General features: G+C 60.1%; 19 protein-coding genes and 1 riboswitch. Of the genes, 8 read left to right on the top strand and 11 right to left on the bottom strand.

All coding sequences use genetic code 11. The features are described 5' to 3' along the window. Positions 1-180: 180 nt before the first annotated feature. On the bottom strand, positions 181-435 hold the full coding sequence (locus tag JJ869_RS16240) for a hypothetical protein (protein WP_292268615.1): 255 nt from the start codon (positions 433-435) through the stop codon (positions 181-183). A gap of 320 nt (positions 436-755) precedes the next feature. On the opposite strand from JJ869_RS16240, the gene JJ869_RS16235 reads away from it, so the two are divergent. Beyond that, positions 756-1,400 carry a L,D-transpeptidase gene (locus JJ869_RS16235; protein WP_292268614.1) on the top strand — a complete coding sequence of 215 codons (645 nt, stop codon included), beginning with the start codon at positions 756-758 and terminating at the stop codon, positions 1,398-1,400. A 15-nt stretch (positions 1,401-1,415) separates the two neighbouring features. Here the strand turns inward: JJ869_RS16235 and JJ869_RS16230 are convergent, their stop codons facing one another. Next, complete coding sequence (locus tag JJ869_RS16230; protein ID WP_292268612.1) at positions 1,416-1,691, bottom strand: hypothetical protein; 276 nt, start codon at positions 1,689-1,691, stop codon at positions 1,416-1,418. A gap of 261 nt (positions 1,692-1,952) precedes the next feature. On the opposite strand from JJ869_RS16230, the gene JJ869_RS16225 reads away from it, so the two are divergent. From JJ869_RS16225 to JJ869_RS16215, 3 genes are read left to right on the top strand one after another with little or no spacing between them, the layout of a single operon-like run. After that, on the top strand, positions 1,953-2,846 hold the full coding sequence (locus JJ869_RS16225) for a DMT family transporter (protein ID WP_292268611.1): 894 nt from the start codon (positions 1,953-1,955) through the stop codon (positions 2,844-2,846). 59 nt (positions 2,847-2,905) lie between these two features. Continuing rightward, positions 2,906-3,619, top strand: a complete 714-nt coding sequence (locus tag JJ869_RS16220; protein WP_292268610.1) for a cytochrome c biogenesis CcdA family protein — start codon at positions 2,906-2,908, stop codon at positions 3,617-3,619. Between the two features lie 19 nt (positions 3,620-3,638). Then, on the top strand, positions 3,639-4,049 hold the full coding sequence (locus JJ869_RS16215; RefSeq protein ID WP_292268609.1) for a thioredoxin family protein: 411 nt from the start codon (positions 3,639-3,641) through the stop codon (positions 4,047-4,049). Positions 4,050-4,054: 5 nt separating this feature from the next. Here the strand turns inward: JJ869_RS16215 and aroC are convergent, their stop codons facing one another. Beyond that, positions 4,055-5,158, bottom strand: a complete 1,104-nt coding sequence (gene aroC / locus JJ869_RS16210) for a chorismate synthase (protein ID WP_292268607.1) — start codon at positions 5,156-5,158, stop codon at positions 4,055-4,057. Between the two features lie 222 nt (positions 5,159-5,380). Next, positions 5,381-5,482, top strand: a riboswitch (TPP riboswitch). Between the two features lie 35 nt (positions 5,483-5,517). Here aroC and JJ869_RS16205 point away from each other — a divergent pair. The 3 genes from JJ869_RS16205 to JJ869_RS16195 are packed head-to-tail and all read left to right on the top strand — an operon-like array spanning position 5,518 to position 8,688. Beyond that, complete coding sequence (locus tag JJ869_RS16205) at positions 5,518-6,507, top strand: thiamine ABC transporter substrate binding subunit (RefSeq protein ID WP_292268606.1); 990 nt, start codon at positions 5,518-5,520, stop codon at positions 6,505-6,507. Next, complete coding sequence (locus JJ869_RS16200) at positions 6,483-8,000, top strand: thiamine/thiamine pyrophosphate ABC transporter permease ThiP (RefSeq protein WP_292268605.1); 1,518 nt, start codon at positions 6,483-6,485, stop codon at positions 7,998-8,000. Before JJ869_RS16205 ends, JJ869_RS16200 begins: the two co-directional genes overlap by 25 nt. Further along, positions 7,984-8,688 carry an ATP-binding cassette domain-containing protein gene (locus tag JJ869_RS16195; RefSeq protein ID WP_292268604.1) on the top strand — a complete coding sequence of 235 codons (705 nt, stop codon included), beginning with the start codon at positions 7,984-7,986 and terminating at the stop codon, positions 8,686-8,688. The genes JJ869_RS16200 and JJ869_RS16195 overlap by 17 nt, the downstream gene beginning before the upstream one ends. A gap of 101 nt (positions 8,689-8,789) precedes the next feature. On the opposite strand, the gene JJ869_RS16190 is transcribed toward JJ869_RS16195, so the two are convergent. The 3 genes from JJ869_RS16190 to petA are packed head-to-tail and all read right to left on the bottom strand — an operon-like array spanning position 8,790 to position 11,533. Further along, complete coding sequence (locus tag JJ869_RS16190; RefSeq protein WP_292268603.1) at positions 8,790-9,578, bottom strand: cytochrome c1; 789 nt, start codon at positions 9,576-9,578, stop codon at positions 8,790-8,792. A gap of 17 nt (positions 9,579-9,595) precedes the next feature. Further along, positions 9,596-10,942, bottom strand: a complete 1,347-nt coding sequence (gene petB / locus JJ869_RS16185) for a cytochrome b (protein WP_292268602.1) — start codon at positions 10,940-10,942, stop codon at positions 9,596-9,598. 12 nt (positions 10,943-10,954) lie between these two features. Then, positions 10,955-11,533, bottom strand: coding sequence for a ubiquinol-cytochrome c reductase iron-sulfur subunit (petA, locus tag JJ869_RS16180; RefSeq protein ID WP_292268601.1), 579 nt, complete (start codon positions 11,531-11,533; stop codon positions 10,955-10,957). A 218-nt stretch (positions 11,534-11,751) separates the two neighbouring features. Here petA and JJ869_RS16175 point away from each other — a divergent pair, with 218 nt between their 5' ends. After that, entirely contained in the window at positions 11,752-12,420 is a 669-nt protein-coding gene (locus tag JJ869_RS16175) for an outer membrane beta-barrel protein (protein ID WP_292268600.1), read from the top strand. Here the strand turns inward: JJ869_RS16175 and pssA are convergent. The 5 genes from pssA to JJ869_RS16150 all read right to left on the bottom strand — a co-directional run. Then, the gene (gene pssA, locus JJ869_RS16170; RefSeq protein ID WP_292268599.1) at positions 12,417-13,190 is read right to left on the bottom strand and encodes a CDP-diacylglycerol--serine O-phosphatidyltransferase; all 774 of its coding nucleotides are present in this window, start codon (positions 13,188-13,190) and stop codon (positions 12,417-12,419) included. The two genes, JJ869_RS16175 and pssA, sit on opposite strands and share 4 nt — an antisense overlap. Continuing rightward, positions 13,187-13,849, bottom strand: a complete 663-nt coding sequence (locus tag JJ869_RS16165; RefSeq protein WP_292268598.1) for a phosphatidylserine decarboxylase — start codon at positions 13,847-13,849, stop codon at positions 13,187-13,189. Before JJ869_RS16165 ends, pssA begins: the two co-directional genes overlap by 4 nt. A gap of 88 nt (positions 13,850-13,937) precedes the next feature. Continuing rightward, the gene (locus tag JJ869_RS16160; RefSeq protein ID WP_292268597.1) at positions 13,938-14,543 is read right to left on the bottom strand and encodes a glutathione S-transferase; all 606 of its coding nucleotides are present in this window, start codon (positions 14,541-14,543) and stop codon (positions 13,938-13,940) included. Between the two features lie 115 nt (positions 14,544-14,658). Continuing rightward, the gene (locus JJ869_RS16155; protein WP_292268596.1) at positions 14,659-15,279 is read right to left on the bottom strand and encodes an FMN-binding negative transcriptional regulator; all 621 of its coding nucleotides are present in this window, start codon (positions 15,277-15,279) and stop codon (positions 14,659-14,661) included. A gap of 86 nt (positions 15,280-15,365) precedes the next feature. Beyond that, positions 15,366-16,178: tyrosine recombinase XerC (locus tag JJ869_RS16150; protein WP_292268594.1), on the bottom strand; the 813-nt coding region annotated here is incomplete at its 5' end.

Below are 16,178 nucleotides of genomic sequence, written 5' to 3'. Positions count from 1 at the left end.
TCGACCCGCAAAATCGATGATGGTAGCGTCGTCCATGATGGTGGTGCTCCTTTGGATGGTGGCTTGTGTCGCAACAACAAACCAACCAGATGCACCGCCGTCATTCAAACCGCCCAGACACCAGATTCAGCCATAACTCCCGGGGAATCTCTAAATCTCGTTACGCTACGCGAACGTCATTCATTCTCCGACACCCGCCAGCATGCCTGCCACCTCTTTGTTCTGCGGCATCAAGTACCAATGTGGTTTCGCGATGCTGGTGATCGGCGCTGCGACTGCAATGAGTATGTAAGTTCTGCCGTACAAAGCTGTGAACATGATCACAGCAACGATCACAAACTCGGAAAGTTGGATCGTCGTGACGTCCAACACGCCCGGCATGAGCAACCGATACGAGATACGGGTAAAGCTCTGACACTTTTCCCCCCAACACATGAGTTATGCCGTTGGGTTAGGAAATCTCGGGTTTTGCCACATCTCCCAAATTGGGGTGGCACGTGCAAATGTTACCTTGGGTAAGAATTTCCTTACCATCTTGAAATTGTTTGTATATTATCGTGTGCGGAACCCCGTGGACCGCGCCCTCACGCGATGCCGTCTGTGGCAACACATTCTGCATCTGGCACACATATTTGTGAGGCAGGGAATTTACGTTTGAACCTATGGCCAAATTGACGGTTTCACTAACAGCATCGCATAATTACACAGAGTGAGGTCCGCTCTGCTTTGGACCCGTTAAGATTGAAAGGCTGCCAATGTTCACCAGACGACAGATGATTGCCACCCTTGGCGCACTGGCCACATCATCCCTTGCTGGCCCGGCCCTTGCCGCGCCAAGCGAATGGGACGCGTGGGATTCACAAGTGACGCCCACGAATTTCGATCTGGGAACAAGCAATCCGTGGGGGCTCCACCCGCGCTACCTGCCGCAGCGTGTTCGCGCCAACGAAGGCTTGACGCCCGGTGATGTCCATGTCGACGCGGTAGCGCGCTATCTCTACCATATTCAGGACGATGGCACCGCGATGCGCTATGGCGTCGCCATCGGACGGGACGGTCTTTATGAACCGGGTGTCTACACGATCCGTCGCAAAGCCAAATGGCCGGGCTGGACGCCGACACCTGCGATGATCAAACGCGAGCCCGAGAAATACGCCCGCTGGGAAGAAGGGATGCCTCCCGGCCCGGAAAACGCATTGGGGTCGCGGGCGCTCTATCTCTATGTCGGCAATCGCGACACCTATCTGCGCATCCACGGCACACCTGCACCTCGTTCCATCGGAACGCGGGCCAGTTCGGGCTGCGTGCGTATGGTGATGGCGCATATCAACACGCTCTATGACAACGTGGATACGGGTGTGACCGCCTATCTTTATCCAACGGACGGCGGGCGGCTCTAGGCCGCCCCATTTCCGTCAGCCGGCAGGCCGAACGCAGATCGGATTGCCGCTGGTCGTGCGCAGGGGAAGTTCGGTCGTCTCGACCGGACCACGATGAGTGTACCAGTAACAGCCATCTTCGGCCTTCACCCGTGCTGTTGTCAGATCCTGGAACGGGGCTGCAATGGACGACACCGATTCTGGTACGGTGATGATCCCACCGGAAGATCCACCAGATGTCGGGACCGGTTCGCAGGCCGCGAGGCCAAGCAGGGTCAGGGGGGCCGCAAGAAAAGCCTTGGCTCTGGTCATGTCAAACTCATTCCGCTGTATAATGCTGTCTCCGAAGGTTGCACTAGACTGGTAGCGCCGCAAGCCTGTGCGCAATCATCGCCGCCCGGGCATGGCATGGATGCCGCAACTCGTTGCGGAGTCACATCTCCGCAAAGCCCTTGGTCGAGCGTGAAAACTACTTGACCACCGGTCATTGCAGTTCCGGCCCCGCGATGTGTAGATGGGCGCAAAGCGACCAGCCGATGTGCTGGTTGCATTTTTCCGTGATCGGAGGCCAAGTTGGACATACGCGCAATCCTTATGGGACTGGCTTTTGCAGCCATGTGGTCTTCGGCTTTCACCTCTGCGCGGATCATCGTGGCCGACGCGCCGCCATTGATGGCCCTCGCCTTGCGCTTTGCCATTTCCGGGGCGCTAGCGGTCCTCCTCGCCCGAATGATGGGCCAAAGTTGGCAACTGACGCGGAACCAGTGGAAGGCGACGATCGTCTTCGGCATCTGCCAGAACGCGCTCTATCTCGGTCTCAACTTTGTCGCCATGCAAAGGATCGAAGCCTCGCTTGCCGCCATCATCGCATCCTCGATGCCGCTCCTTGTCGGAGTGGCGGGCTGGGTCTTTGCTGGAAAACGCATATCGCCGCTGGGGATCATCGGGTTGATCGCGGGGTTCTGTGGCGTGGTGATCATCATGAGTGCGCGGCTTGGCGCAGGCGCGGATCTGGTCGGCGTTGGTCTGTGCCTGCTTGGCGTGATCTCGTTGACGGTGGCCACGCTCTCGCTCAGCAACGCAAGCTCCGGCGGCAATTTCATGATGATCGTCGGTCTGCAAATGCTGATCGGCAGCGCCGTCCTCTGGCCCGTCGGGCTGGCTCTCGAAACGGCGACGGTCAACATGTCGCCTAAGCTTGTGCTGGCCTTCATCTACACCACGCTGGTGCCGGGACTGATGGCCACCCTTGTCTGGTTCTGGCTGGTCAACCGCATCGGAGCGGTCAAAGCCGCGACGTTCCATTTTCTCAACCCGTTCCTTGGCGTAGCCATCGCGGCGTTGATCCTGTCCGAACAGTTGGGCGCAATGGACATCCTTGGCGTTGTGATCATCACCTTCGGCATTCTGGCGGTCCAAATCTCGCGTCAGACCGGTGGGACTGAAACAAACTCAACGCCGAAGTGAAAACGCGTCAGCATGAGTTTCAATGACAGGCCGCGTGTTTGCAGATTACGTCTGCAACCATGGAAATCGTGTTTGCATATCTTGCGCGGCTTCTGACCCTCATCAACCCCTGCGTGATCCCGGTGCTGCCGATCGTGCTGGCAACGGCCGTGCAGGCAGACAAGCGCGGCCCTCTCGCGCTTGCCGCCGGCATGAGCCTGTCCTTCGTTGTTCTTGGTGTCAGTGTCACCGCGTTTGGTCACCTGATCGGCCTGACCGTCGATACATTGGCGCAGATTGGTGCGTGGCTGATGGTGGCTTTCGGTCTGGTGCTGCTGGTGCCCAAAGGTTCGGCCGTCATTGTTGCTGCCACATCCGGTCTGTCGGCGCGGGCCGATGCCGGGATGAACGACCTCGACGGGCACTCCCTGCGGGGCCAATTCGCTGGTGGCGCTTTGCTCGGCGCAGTCTGGAGCCCCTGCATCGGCCCAACCCTCGGCGGCGCCATCGCGCTGGCCAGCCAGGGACAGAGCCTTGGTCACGTCACCCTCATCATGACCGCCTTCGCTTTGGGTGTGTCGAGCTTCATGCTCGCGCTGGCCTATGGCGCACGCGGTGCGATCGGCGGGCACAATGCCCGCCTGCGCAAGATCGCAGTGGCCAGCCGCCCCGTGCTTGGGCTGGCTTTCCTTCTGGTCGGTGTTGGCCTGCTTCTGAAATGGCACCACGTGATTGAAATCTGGCTGCTCGACAATCTGCCGATTTGGCTGGTCGATCTGTCCGTTCGTTTTTGACCCAACAGGAGACTGATATATGGACCGTCGTACGTTTCTGACCCTCACTGCCGCATCTTTGGCCGTGCCATTCGCAGCTCACGCCGAGGCACTCTCCTACACACCCGGATTGGTGCAGGAACGGCTCGCCAAAGGCGAAACGCTGTTTCTCGATTTCACCGCGAGCTGGTGTTCGACCTGCAAGTCGCAAGCGCGCACGATCAACGCGCTGAAAGCGGAAAACCCGGCCTATGCGCAGGGCGTGACCTTTATCGACATCGATTGGGACACCTACGGTACGTCCGAACTGGCGCAATCCCTCAAGATCCCGCGCCGGTCGACGCTGGTGGTGTTGAAAGGCGATCAGGAACTGGGCCGCATCGTTGCCGGCACTGGCACGGCAGAGATCAAGGCACTGATGGACACGGCGCTGGCAGCAGCCACATCGTGACCTGATCAGCCGATCTTGCCCCGATTCTCGCCCAACTGTCCGCGATGCAGCAGCAGGTGGTCGAGGATCACGCAGGCCATCATCGCCTCACCCACGGGCACCGCACGAATGCCGACGCAAGGGTCGTGACGGCCCTTGGTGATGATCTCGGTCTCTTCACCCGACTTGGTGATCGTCTTGCGCGTCGATAGGATCGACGAGGTCGGCTTGACCGCAAAGCGCACAACGATGTCCTGACCGGTCGAGATGCCACCCAGAATACCGCCCGCATGGTTTGACGAAAACTTCGGCTTTCCGTCATTGCCCATGTAGATCTCGTCCGCGTTCTGGGTCCCGGTCAACATGGCCGACGCCATGCCTTCGCCGATTTCCACACCTTTGACGGCATTGATGCTCATCATCGCTGCGGCCAGATCCGTATCCAGCTTCCCATAAATCGGCGCACCCAGCCCAGCAGGCACACCGCGCGCCACAACCTCAATGATTGCGCCGACACTTTCGCCGGACTTGCGCAGCCCGTCGAGATACTCGGCCCAGTTCGCTGCAGCCTTGGCATCGGGTACCCAGAAGGGGTTGTTCTCGATCTCGTCCCAGTCGAACCGGTCCCGGTCGATCTGATGTGGCCCCATCTGGGTCATGTAACCGGTGATCTGCACGTCCGGCAGCATCGCCTTGATCGCCTCACGCGCCAGACCGCCTGCCGCCACCCGTGCCGCCGTTTCCCGCGCCGAAGACCGCCCGCCCCCGCGATAATCGCGGATGCCGTATTTCTGCCAATAGGTGATGTCCGCATGGCCGGGGCGGAATTTCTCCATGATGTCGGAATAGTCTTTCGACCGCTGGTCCGTGTTCTCGATCATCAATTGCACCGGAGTGCCGGTGGTCTGGCCTTCAAACACACCCGACAGGATTTTCACCTCGTCCGGTTCCCGCCGTTGCGTCGTGAACTTGTTCTGCCCCGGTTTGCGCCGGTCCAGCCAGTGCTGGATCATGCCAGCATCAATAGGCACACCCGGAGGACAGCCATCTACCGTCGCCCCAAGCGCAGGCCCGTGGCTTTCGCCCCATGTGGTGACACGGAAGAGATGTCCAAATGTGTTCAGGCTCATTGCGCGGGTCTCCTTGGCTCTGATGTGTCCTAGGGCAGGGCGGGGTTGGTCTCAAGGTGTTTCGAATGGGCTGCGCCCATCCGACGGATGCGAGGGGCATCGTCCATTGTTCTTGAACCAATGGCGAACAATTCCCGATCCCTCGCGCTCCCCGGAGTTTATTCGGCAAGATGAAGAAGCAGAGTTTTCGGCTTGAAGACACGCGTGCGCAGGTCTACGTCTAGGGATACCTCGGGGTGCCGGTGACCCGGCTGAGATGCGTGATGCGAACCCGTTGAACCTGAACCAGTTAACACTGGCGGAGGGAAGGTCTGGATACGCTCCTGCTTTGCCCTCTCGTCGCAAAACAGGAGGATGCCATGAAAACGGCCCTTTCATTTGCTGCGGGACTTCTCGCGTCGACCACGATGGTCTTTGCACAGGATAAACCCGTTCTGACCGTTTATGCGGGTGACTACATCGTCTCGGAATGGGGTCCCGGCCCCAAGATCGAAGAGATGTTCGAAGCGCAATGCGCCTGCGACCTGCAGTTCAAGCCGGGCGATCTCTTGCCCCGGATCCTGCTTGAAGGCGCGCAGACCGATGCGGATATCGTGTTTGGTCTGAACACCGACGTCACCAAACGCGCCCGTGAAAGCGGTCTGTTTGCACCGCATGGACAGGACGTATCAAGCCTGACGCTGCCGGTCGAATGGACCGACGACGTGTTCCTGCCCTACAATTACGGGCACACCGCTTTCATCTACAATGAAGAGCGGATTTCGGATATCCCCGAAAGCTTTGATGCCCTGTTGAATGCGTCGGATGACCTCAAGATCGTCATCCAGGACCCACGCTCCTCGATTTCAGGGCTGGCCCTCGTGCTGTGGGTCAAGGCGATCTACGGCGATAAGGCAGAGCTGGTCTGGGAACGGCTGGCGCCGAAAATCCTGACGGTCACCAAAGGCTGGTCGGAAAGCTATGGCCTCTTCACTGATGGCGAAGCGGACATGGTGCTGAGCTATACAACCTCGCCCGCCTATCACATCATTGCCGAAGAAGACCGCACCAAGAAAGCGGCGATCTTCCCGGAAGGGCATTACTTCATGGTCGAATTGTCGGCCAAGGTCGCGGGCACGGATGTGCCGGAGCTGGCAGATCAGTTTCTAGAGTTCCAGCTGTCGGAAGAGTTCCAGACCATGATCGCTACCGGCAACTGGTCCTTCCCGGCCAAACTTGACCCGAGCCAGTGGCCGGAGGGTTTCAATGAGCTCAACCTGCCCGAAAAGGTGCTATTTTATTCCGAGGATGAAGCCGCCGCCCTGCGCGATGAAACGGTCGAGGAATGGCGACGCGCGCTGTCTCAATAATCGCGGCGCTGACCGTGGCCGGTCTTGTGATCGGCCCGGTCACGGCGGTGATCCTGCGGGCGGAGGCATTCAGCGGGTTTCGCCCGGCAGATTGGCAGGCGCTGCGGTTTACACTTTTGCAGGCTACGCTGTCTGCCTTGCTCAGCGTGCTCTTCGCGATCCCCGTGGCGCGTGCATTGGCCCGGCGTAGGTTCATCGGACGCGGGCTGCTGGTGGCGCTTCTGGGGGCGCCGTTCATCCTTCCGGTGATTGTTGCAGTGCTGGGTCTGTTGGCAGTGTTCGGGCAATCAGGACTGCTCAATCGCTTGTTGGCCCCGTTAGGGTTACCTGAACTGCAGATTTATGGGCTGCACGGCGTTCTGTTAGCGCATGTGTTCTTCAACCTGCCGCTGGCGACACGGCTTATCCTGCAGGGGTGGCTGGCCATTCCGGCGGAGCAATTCCGCTTGGCGGCCACGTTGGGCATGGGACGCCGCGCCATGTGGCGATCCATCGAAGCGCCGATGCTGCGCCGAATCGTGCCTGGGGCATTCGCGGTGATCTTTGTGATCTGCCTCTCGTCCTTTGCCGTCGCACTGACCCTCGGAGGCGGGCCTCGGGCGACCACGTTGGAGCTGGCGATCTACCAGTCGATGCGGTTCGATTTCGATCTGGCAAGGGCTGCGGTTCTTGGCCTTGTGCAACTGGCTTTGGCCTTGACTGCCGGATTGATCGCGCTGCAAGTCACCACTTTACCGGTCGCCTCCAAGGGGCTGGACCGGCAGGTGCCACGCTGGGACCGTACGGATCGGCGCGCAATCTGTACGGATGCGGTCTGGATCGGCTTCGCGGCGCTCTTTCTGCTGACACCGCTCGCGATGGTTACTCTCAACGGTCTGGCCGGGATCACAACGCTGGGCGCATCGGTCTGGCAAGCGGCGGGGCATTCCATCCTCGTGGCGCTGGGCTCTACCGCGCTGTGCCTGCTCTGGGCGCTGCCCTTGGCGACCCGGTGGGGGGAATGGCTGGGCCTTGCCGGGATCGCGCTGTCGCCCTTGGTTCTGGGGATTGGCCTGTTCCTGATCGTCCGCCCCTTTGCGAACCCGTTCGACCTTGCGCTTTACGTCACAGCAACAGTCAACGCCTTTGTCAGCCTGCCGTTCGTGCTGCGCATCCTGCGCCCCGAGGCCGAGGCGATCCGTGCTGACTACACCCGTTTGCGCAAAGCGCTCGGCCTGTCGGATTGGGCATGGCTGCGCTGGGTGCTGCTGCCCCGGCTGAAGCGACCGCTGGGCTTCGCGGCGGGCCTGACAGCGGCCCTGTCGATGGGCGACCTTGGTGTCATCGCGCTCTTTGCCGATCCCGACCGGGCGACCTTGCCGCTGAAAGTCTATCAGTTGATGGGGGCTTACCGCATGGAGCAGGCGGCAGGTGGGGCGCTATTGTTGCTGATCCTAAGCCTTGGGCTGTTCTGGCTGTTTGATCGGGGAGGGCGCGTTGGCTCTTTATCTTGACCATATCAAAGCCCGGACCGGGTCGTTCGATCTGTCTGCAGACTTTACTGTGGACGCTCGGCAGCGCGTCGCGATCATCGGTGCGTCGGGGTCGGGCAAGTCCACGCTGCTGGATGTGATTGCCGGATTTCTGCCTTTGGTGTCAGGGGTGGTGCGCTGGGCAGGGCAGGACATCACCGCGATGCCGCCTGGGGCGCGGCCCATCAGCATCCTGTTTCAGGACACAAACCTCTTTCCGCATCTGACGATTGGGCAGAACCTTTCGCTGGCACTGAACCCGGCAACGGGGCGGCTGCGCGCAGGAGATGCAGATCGGATTGACGCTGTTCTCGCGCGGGTCGGTCTGTCCGGTTTCGCGCCACGGCGCCTGTCCGAGATGTCGGGCGGTCAACAAAGTCGTGCGGCGCTCGCCCGGGTATTGCTGCAGGGGCGGCCCGTGCTGCTTTTGGACGAACCTTTTGCGGCGCTGGGTCCGGCGCTCAAGGTTGAGATGTTGGACCTTGTGACCGAGGTTGCTGACGCGGAAGAGTTGACCGTACTGCTGGTCTCGCATGATCCGCAAGACGCGCGCCGGTTTGCGGCGCAAACGATCGTTGTGGAAGACGGACAGGTGAGCGCCCCGCAGGAGACCGCAGCGCTGCTCGACAATCCGCCCCCCGGTCTGCGTGCCTACCTCGGGGCTCGGTGAAGCGTCTTCAAAGACGCTTCAAGCCGGTTCCAACAGTCTTGCCCGCAAACGAAAAAGCCCCGCCAAATCGGCGGGGCTTTTCCAAATCTTTAACCGAAGGATTACTCTTTCGCGCGGGCCTTGACCGGTGCCCAGAGGCGTTTGTTGGTCAGGTAGAGCAGAACCGAGAGAACCGTCAGGAACACTACACCGACAAAGCCGGCCTGCTTGCGGGCCATCAGCTTGGGCTCTGCCGCCCACATCAGGAAAGCAGCAACGTCTTGCGATTGTTGTTCGATGGTCGCTTCGGTCTCGTCAGAATACTCCACGTCATCACCGTAAAGCGGCGGTGCCATTGAAATCCAGCCGCCCGGAAACGCTTTGTTTTCGTAGAGAATGACGCCCGCTTCCTCTTTCTCCTCACCTGTGTAGCCAGCGAGAAGGGATGCAATGTATTCAGGTCCACCCATGCCCTTGAAGAACTGGTTGATGCCCAGTCCATAGGGGCCATGGAAGCCTGCGCGGGCTTTGGCCATCATGCTCAGGTCAGGCGCACCAGCGGCGTTGTTCTCAGGGAAGTGGTCGGTCGGGCGGGCCGGGCGGAAGTCTTCCAGCTCGTCGTCATAGACTTCGAAGAACTGCTCCGCATAGGCGCGGACCTGATCTTCGGGCATGCCGGGGCCATCTTCGGCCGATAGCGTGCGCAGAGGCACGTATTTCATGCCGTGGCAGGCGGAACAGACCTGAGTGTAGACTTGAAGACCGCGTTGCAGTTGCGCCTGATCAAATGTGCCAAAAGCACCTTCGAACGAAAAGTCGTAGTTTGTGACTTCTCCGGTAGCTCCGGCGGCATATGCGCCGGAGACAGGGGCCAGGGCCAACGTGGCCGCGAGGGCAAGTTTCTTAAGCATTGTTCGCTCGTCCTTTCTTACTCGGCCGGGGTCGCTGCAGGAGCGCCGCTGTTGGTCGAGGACTTGCCATAGTGCGCCTTGAAATCCTCCTCGATGGTGTCCGGCTGCGGCAGCGGCTTTTCAAGCACGCCAAGCAGTGGCAGAATCACGAGGAAGTAGGCGAACCAATAGGTGGACCCGATCAGGGCGATGTAGGGATAGATCCCTTCGGCAGGCATTGCGCCAACCCACATCAGCACAAAGAAGTTCACCACGAAGAGCCAGAACCACCACTTGAACATCGGGCGGTAACGGCCAGAGCGTACCGACGATGTGTCAAGCCACGGCACCAGAGCCATCACGACGATCGCGCCGAACATCGCCAGAACACCAAAGAACTTGGCGTCAACGATCCCGCCGGTCAGGAAGTTCGCCGCGATCACGACCCAGACGTCACCGTCAAAGGCACGCAGGATCGCGTAGAACGGCAGGAAGTACCATTCCGGAACGATGTGCGCGGGTGTCACCAACGGGTTGGCTTCGATGTAGTTGTCCGGGTGGCCAAGGTAGTTCGGCATGAAACCGACAACCGCGAAGAACACCACCAGGATCACCGCCAGCGCGAACAGATCTTTGATCACGAAATAGGGCCAGAAGGGCAGGGTGTCTTTCTCGGCATCTGCCTTTGACGTGCGGCGCACTTCAACACCGGTCGGGTTGTTGTTGCCCGTGGTGTGGAAGGCCCAGATGTGCACGATCACGAGACCGGCAATCACGAAGGGCAGCAGATAATGCAGCGAGAAGAAGCGGTTCAGCGTGGCATTGTCCACAGCCGGTCCGCCCAGCAGCCATGTCTGGATCGATTCACCGATGAACGGGATCGCGCCAAAGAGGCCGGTGATCACGGTCGCACCCCAGAAGGACATCTGTCCCCACGGAAGAACGTAACCCATGAACGCGGTGCCCATCATCAAGAGGTAGATCAGCATGCCGATGATCCACGTGATCTCGCGCGGGGCTTTGTAGGAGCCGTAGTAGAGACCGCGGAAAATATGCGCATAGACCGCAACGAAGAACAGCGATGCGCCGTTCATGTGCAGATAGCGCAGCATCGCGCCGCCGTTCACGTTGCGCATGATGTGCTCGACGCTGGCGAAGGCCAAATCGACATGCGGCGTGTAATGCATCACCAGAACGACGCCGGTGATGATCTGCAGCGCAAGGCAGAACGTGAGAACGATGCCCCAGATCCACATCCAGTTCAGGTTCTTCGGTGTTGGGATCATCAGGGTGTCGTAGAGCAAACCAACGATCGGCAACCGCGAGTGCAGCCACTTTTCTCCGCCGGTCGACGGCTCGTAATGGTCGTGAGGAATTCCAGACATTCGCGCGTCTCCTTATCCCAGCAGGATTGTTGTTTCGTCGACGAATTCCGCCGGCGGCACCGGCAGGTTCTCCGGTGCTGGCCCTTTGCGAATCCGTCCAGACGTATCGTAGTGAGACCCGTGGCAGGGGCAGAACCAGCCGCCGACACCGCCATCAAGGGCGTAATCGCCGGCATTGCCGAGCGGAACGCAGCCCAGGTGCGTACACACGCCCATCTGAACCAGCCATTCGCCAGCTTCATCCATAGCGCGGTTTTCGTCGGTCGCGTCGGCTGCACCATCGAGGTTCGCATTGCGAGCTATCGGGTCGACGAGGTCGGACACGTCTACGCTGCGCGCATCTGCGATCTCTTCGGGGGTGCGGCGGCGGATAAAGACCGGCTTGCCGAGCCATTTGACGGTGATCTGAGAGCCTTCCGATACGCCTGACACGTCTACTCGAATCGAGGACAGGGCCAAAACGTCTGCCGATGGGTTCATCTGGTTGACCAGAGGCCAGACCGCGGCACCGGTTGCAACCGCGCCTGCACCCGCTGTTGCGTAGTACAGGAAGTCCCTCCGGGTGCCTTCGTGGTGTTCTGCGTTGGACACGAGGTTATCTCCATTTAACGGCCGATCGACTGGCCACAATACGGGTAAGGCCACCCACCGGGCGGCACACTGAGGCGCTATTTAGCGGGCTACCCCCTAGCCGTCCACCTCCAGAACACCTAGGTTAGGAATAAGCGCCGAAGTGTCGCGGTATATGGCACTGACCTTGCAAGAATGGCGTGGTAGTTACGTGAGAAAATCGGATCGGACGGCCCACCATGCAGAAAACGATTCTGTCAGGTATACTTGTACTTAGCACATTGACCATTGCTGCCCCGGCAATGGCAGAAATGGAGCTGTCGATCTATTCCGGCTGGCAAACCGCACCGCACAGCCGCCTGTATGGCGACTATCCGGGTACCGGCGCTGACATCGATGCACTGATCGGCTGGGAAGGCCGGTCCTTTGAAATGCCGCCCTATTATGGCGTTCGTGGCACTTGGTGGAAAAACGAAAGACTTGGGTTCGGACTCGAGTTCACCCACGCCAAGGTTTACGCACCTGATAGCGAAAAGGCCGCGATCGGCTTTTCCGATCTTGAATTCACCGATGGCCTGAACATCGTGACGGCCAACGTCTACCAGCGTTGGCCTGGTCTTTGGGCGCAAGGCGCGGTCACACCCTATGTGGGCGGTGGCCTCGGAATCGCGGTGCCGCATGTCGATGTGGACACGACCACCGGGATCGACACGTATGAACTGCAGATCACGGGACCAGCGGCACGTCTGACCGCAGGTGTGAGCTATGACATCAATGATCGCTTCGCAGTGTTCGGCGAATACCAGTTCACCTATTCCAGCAATAATGTTGATTTGCCCGAAGGCGGCTCGCTGGAAACAGACATCAAGACCAATGCTCTGAACATCGGCCTGACGCTCAAGTTCTAGGCGTCGTCCCGCGCCTCGTTGTCGTTCTTGGCCTGTGCCAATGCGCGGCGCGAGGACGGCAACATCCAGATCACCGCGCAGATGTAGATCAGACTCAACACAACCAGAGCAATCCAGGTGTAGATGGCCACGGCCGCGCCGATTGCGGCAAAGCCGACCAGAAACATTTTGACCCGACGTTGACTGATCTTGGTGGTCTTGAACGACCAGACAGGAAACCGCCCGATCATCATCATGCCGATCAACCCGATATAAAGTGCCAAAAGCACATCAGGGATGATCTGTTTGCTGTCGAAAGCAAAGGAGGCATACATCGGCAGCATCACCAGAATAGCACCGGCCGGCGATGGAATTCCGATGAAGTAGGCGTTCTCGGCTGATCCGTTCTCGGCCTTGCGGGCCACGTTGAACCGGGCAAGGCGCGTCACCGCGCACACCGCATAGACCAGCACGGCAAGCCATCCCAACTGCCGCGTGTCGTCCAGAGCCCAGACATACAGCAGCAGCCCCGGTGCGACCCCGAAATTCAGGAAGTCGGCCAGCGAATCGAGCTCTGCTCCCATCTTGCTGTCGCTGCCAAGCGCGCGGGCAAGCCGCCCGTCCAGCCCGTCAAGGATGGCCGCCAAGAGGATTAGCTGAACCGCCAGTTCGTAATTGCCCTGCAAGCCGAACCGGATCGCGGTCAGCCCCGCGCAAATGGCGGTCACGGTCAGCATGTTCGGCAAAAGCTGAACCAGCGTCAGTTTCTGACCATTCTGCTCGGTGTTCATTTTGACAGGTCCGCAATCACCGTTTCGCCTGCGATCATCGTCTGGCCGATCTTGACCGAAGGCTCCACCCCCTCGGGCAGATAGATATCCAGCCGCGATCCGAACCGGATCAGCCCGAACCGTTCCCCGCGGTCCAACACAGCGCCTTCTTGCGTGAAACTCACGATACGCCGGGCCACCAGACCGGCGATCTGGGTCACGGTCAGGATGCGATCGTCGGCCATCCGGATCACCAGCGAATTGCGCTCATTGTCCTCGCTCGCCTTGTCGAGGGACGCGTTCAGGAACTTGCCGGGCTTGTAGGCGATCTTTTCAACCTTGCCCGCCACAGGCGCGCGGTTCACATGGCAGTTGAACACCGACATAAACACGCTGACCCGCGTCAAAGCTTCTTCCGGCAGGCCCAACTCGCGCGGCGGCACCGCCGGTTCGATCAAGGACACAACTCCGTCTGCCGGGCTGATCACCAGTCCTGGCGCATCCGGAGTGACCCGCTCTGGATCGCGGAAAAAATAGTAGCACCAGACCGTCAGACCCACGCCGATCCAACCCAGCACGTCCTCAATGGCAAACAGAACCAGAGTGACTGCCGCGAAGATCGCGACGAACTTGCGCCCCTCCGGATGCATTGGTTTGATGAATGTATCTGTCATCCGCATCGCGGTACTATCCTTTCAAAGCATTTCAGGTCGGTAAACCGGGGATCACCGACGCGCAAGCTTTGCCGACATGACTTGGCGTCGCGGATCACGCCTCGGGATGGGTCGCCACCATGCTGTCCCGCTTGGAAAAGGTCTCAAACCACGCCGCCAGACCATCCCGGCCTGTCCGCCAGAACCGTGCATCGTGCCGCAAGTCAAGATAGCCAAGCGCACAGGCCACCGCGATGTGTCCCATGTCTATGCGCCCGTTGAGATGACTCATCCACCGCGTATTGAGCGCATCAAGTGCGCGGGACACCTTGCCCCACTGGCCTTCGACCCACTCCATCATGACCTTTTCTTCGGGACGGAACCGGGTTTCGTAGACCATCAGAACCGCCGCATCGAGAATGCCATCCGCTGTCGCCTCAAGCGTGAGCGTGTCCCAGATGCGATGTTCGGGGTACAATCCGGCATTCGCCCGCGCATCCAGAAAGCGACAGATCACCCTGCTGTCATAGATCGCCGGCCCGTCGGACCGGATCAACGCAGGGATCTTGCCCACCGGGTTCGCCGCGATGAGTTTCGAGTCTGGCGCAAGAGGCGTGCTCAAAATATTCACATGCTCGATGTCATCATACTGTCCGGTCTCGTGCAGCATCACGAGAACCTTGCGCACGAATGGTGATGGTCCTGAACGAAGAAGTTGCATCAGCCTGCTCCCAATATCTGTAATGCCTCACGTAATCCTGTTGCGGGCGAAATGCCAAGCGGCGTGTCGCGATGCGTCGACGCATCGCCTCTTTCCGTTGACGGAAATAGCCCGCTCACAGCACCGGCGGTTCCGCCATCAACGCCGCCAGCGCCTCAAGCTCGGTGCCCATTCCGCCCGGCACCTGCGCTGCGGCGCGCACGCGCACCGCGTCGTCCTTGTTCTGTCCCAGCTTCCATGTCGCCGCTATGTCCTCCACCACCATCCGGCAGGGCACGATAATCCGCATCATCTTGTCCAACACCTCGGGCGTCATCTTGCCCGTTGTCCAAGGCGCCTTTCCCGCCAGCCGCGTCTCGAAATGCGCCGTCTGCGTGTCCAGCACCTCGCGCATGGCCTCATGCGGCAGAAGCTCCAGAACGCCCGTGATCTGCACCGCCACGTAATTCCACGTCGGCACCTGATCCACGACCCCGTACCAATCCGGCGAAATATATGCGTCCGGTCCTGTCACCGCGATCCGGGCGGGCAGAGGTGTTTTCAACGCCCGCGCAATCGGGTTTGAACGCACCAGATGGATCAGCACCTCGCGCCCGTCCTCGGACAACAGAACAGGCACATGCGCCACCATGGGCACAGGGTCACCATTGATCAGCAAGGTCCCAAAGGCGCGATCCCGCACAAAGGCGATGTCCTTGCCGTGATCGTGGCTGTGGAAGGTCGGGTTCGGATGCATAATGCGGCCCTCTCAGCGGCGTAAAAGCACCGCAGAGCTTGCACAGCCAAAGCCAAAAATCCCGCTCTAAATTGTACCCGAGACAATCATCCCGCCTTGGGATGCGTCGCCTCGTAGACCTTCATCAGATGCACCGTATCGACCGACGTATAAGCCTGCGTGGTCGAGAGCGAGGCATGGCCCAACAATTCCTGAATCGCCCGCAGATCGCCGCCAGCCGACAGCAGATGCGTCGCGAAGCTGTGCCGCATCGCGTGGGGTGTGGCCGTTGCGGGCAGGCCAAGCTGCAATCGCGCCTGTTCCGTCACCTTTTGCACCAGCCTCGGGTTCAACGCGCCACCGCGCGCACCCCGGAACACCGGCGCATTCGGCGCCATGTCAAAGGGGCACAGCTTCACATAGGTCGCCACCGCCTGCCGCGCGACGGGCAGAACGGGCACCACCCGTTCTTTGCCGCCCTTGCCAATAATCCGCATCGCCTCGCCCAATGGAAGGTCACGACCGATCAGGCTCAGCGCTTCGGAAATCCGCAAGCCGCAGCCATAAAGCAGTATCACCACCGCCATATCCCGCGCGCCGACCCAGTCTTTTTGCGATTGCTGACCGACCGTGTCGATCATCTCGCGCGCCGCGTCCTCGCTCAGGGGACGAGGCAGCTTTTTCTGAAACTTCGGTGCGCGGGTTGATAGCACTGCTGTGGGTTCGAACCCTTCGCGTTCGGCTAACCAGCGGTAAAAGGATTTGACCGCCGACAGCTTTCGCGCCAGCGACCGCGCACTGGCCCCACCGCCGCGCGTGTGCGCCATCCATGCCCGCATGTCGGGCACTGTGATCCGCGCCAAGGGGGCCAGCCCCTGCGCCTCTCCTTTGTATTCCGTCAGAAAGGCGATGAAATCCAC

The organism is Marivita sp. (assembly GCF_017643905.1).
Lineage (GTDB): Bacteria > Pseudomonadota > Alphaproteobacteria > Rhodobacterales > Rhodobacteraceae > Marivita.
This window is presented reverse-complemented; position numbering and strand designations above follow the sequence as displayed.

Bases quoted from the DNA above. Each gene is read 5' to 3' on its own strand.
- aroC (WP_292268607.1), bottom strand. From the start codon at position 5,158: ATGAGCCTGAACACATTTGGACATCTCTTCCGTGTCACCACATGGGGC.
- JJ869_RS16240 (WP_292268615.1), bottom strand. From the start codon at position 435: ATGTGTTGGGGGGAAAAGTGTCAGAGCTTTACCCGTATCTCGTATCGG.
- JJ869_RS16200 (WP_292268605.1), top strand. From the start codon at position 6,483: ATGGCGACGCGCGCTGTCTCAATAATCGCGGCGCTGACCGTGGCCGGT.
- JJ869_RS16190 (WP_292268603.1), bottom strand. From the start codon at position 9,578: ATGCTTAAGAAACTTGCCCTCGCGGCCACGTTGGCCCTGGCCCCTGTC.
- pssA (WP_292268599.1), bottom strand. From the start codon at position 13,190: ATGAACACCGAGCAGAATGGTCAGAAACTGACGCTGGTTCAGCTTTTG.
- JJ869_RS16175 (WP_292268600.1), top strand. From the start codon at position 11,752: ATGCAGAAAACGATTCTGTCAGGTATACTTGTACTTAGCACATTGACC.
- JJ869_RS16235 (WP_292268614.1), top strand. From the start codon at position 756: ATGTTCACCAGACGACAGATGATTGCCACCCTTGGCGCACTGGCCACA.
- JJ869_RS16160 (WP_292268597.1), bottom strand. From the start codon at position 14,543: ATGCAACTTCTTCGTTCAGGACCATCACCATTCGTGCGCAAGGTTCTC.
- JJ869_RS16220 (WP_292268610.1), top strand. From the start codon at position 2,906: ATGGAAATCGTGTTTGCATATCTTGCGCGGCTTCTGACCCTCATCAAC.
- JJ869_RS16165 (WP_292268598.1), bottom strand. From the start codon at position 13,849: ATGCGGATGACAGATACATTCATCAAACCAATGCATCCGGAGGGGCGC.
- JJ869_RS16155 (WP_292268596.1), bottom strand. From the start codon at position 15,279: ATGCATCCGAACCCGACCTTCCACAGCCACGATCACGGCAAGGACATC.
- JJ869_RS16230 (WP_292268612.1), bottom strand. From the start codon at position 1,691: ATGACCAGAGCCAAGGCTTTTCTTGCGGCCCCCCTGACCCTGCTTGGC.
- JJ869_RS16215 (WP_292268609.1), top strand. From the start codon at position 3,639: ATGGACCGTCGTACGTTTCTGACCCTCACTGCCGCATCTTTGGCCGTG.
- JJ869_RS16205 (WP_292268606.1), top strand. From the start codon at position 5,518: ATGAAAACGGCCCTTTCATTTGCTGCGGGACTTCTCGCGTCGACCACG.
- petB (WP_292268602.1), bottom strand. From the start codon at position 10,942: ATGTCTGGAATTCCTCACGACCATTACGAGCCGTCGACCGGCGGAGAA.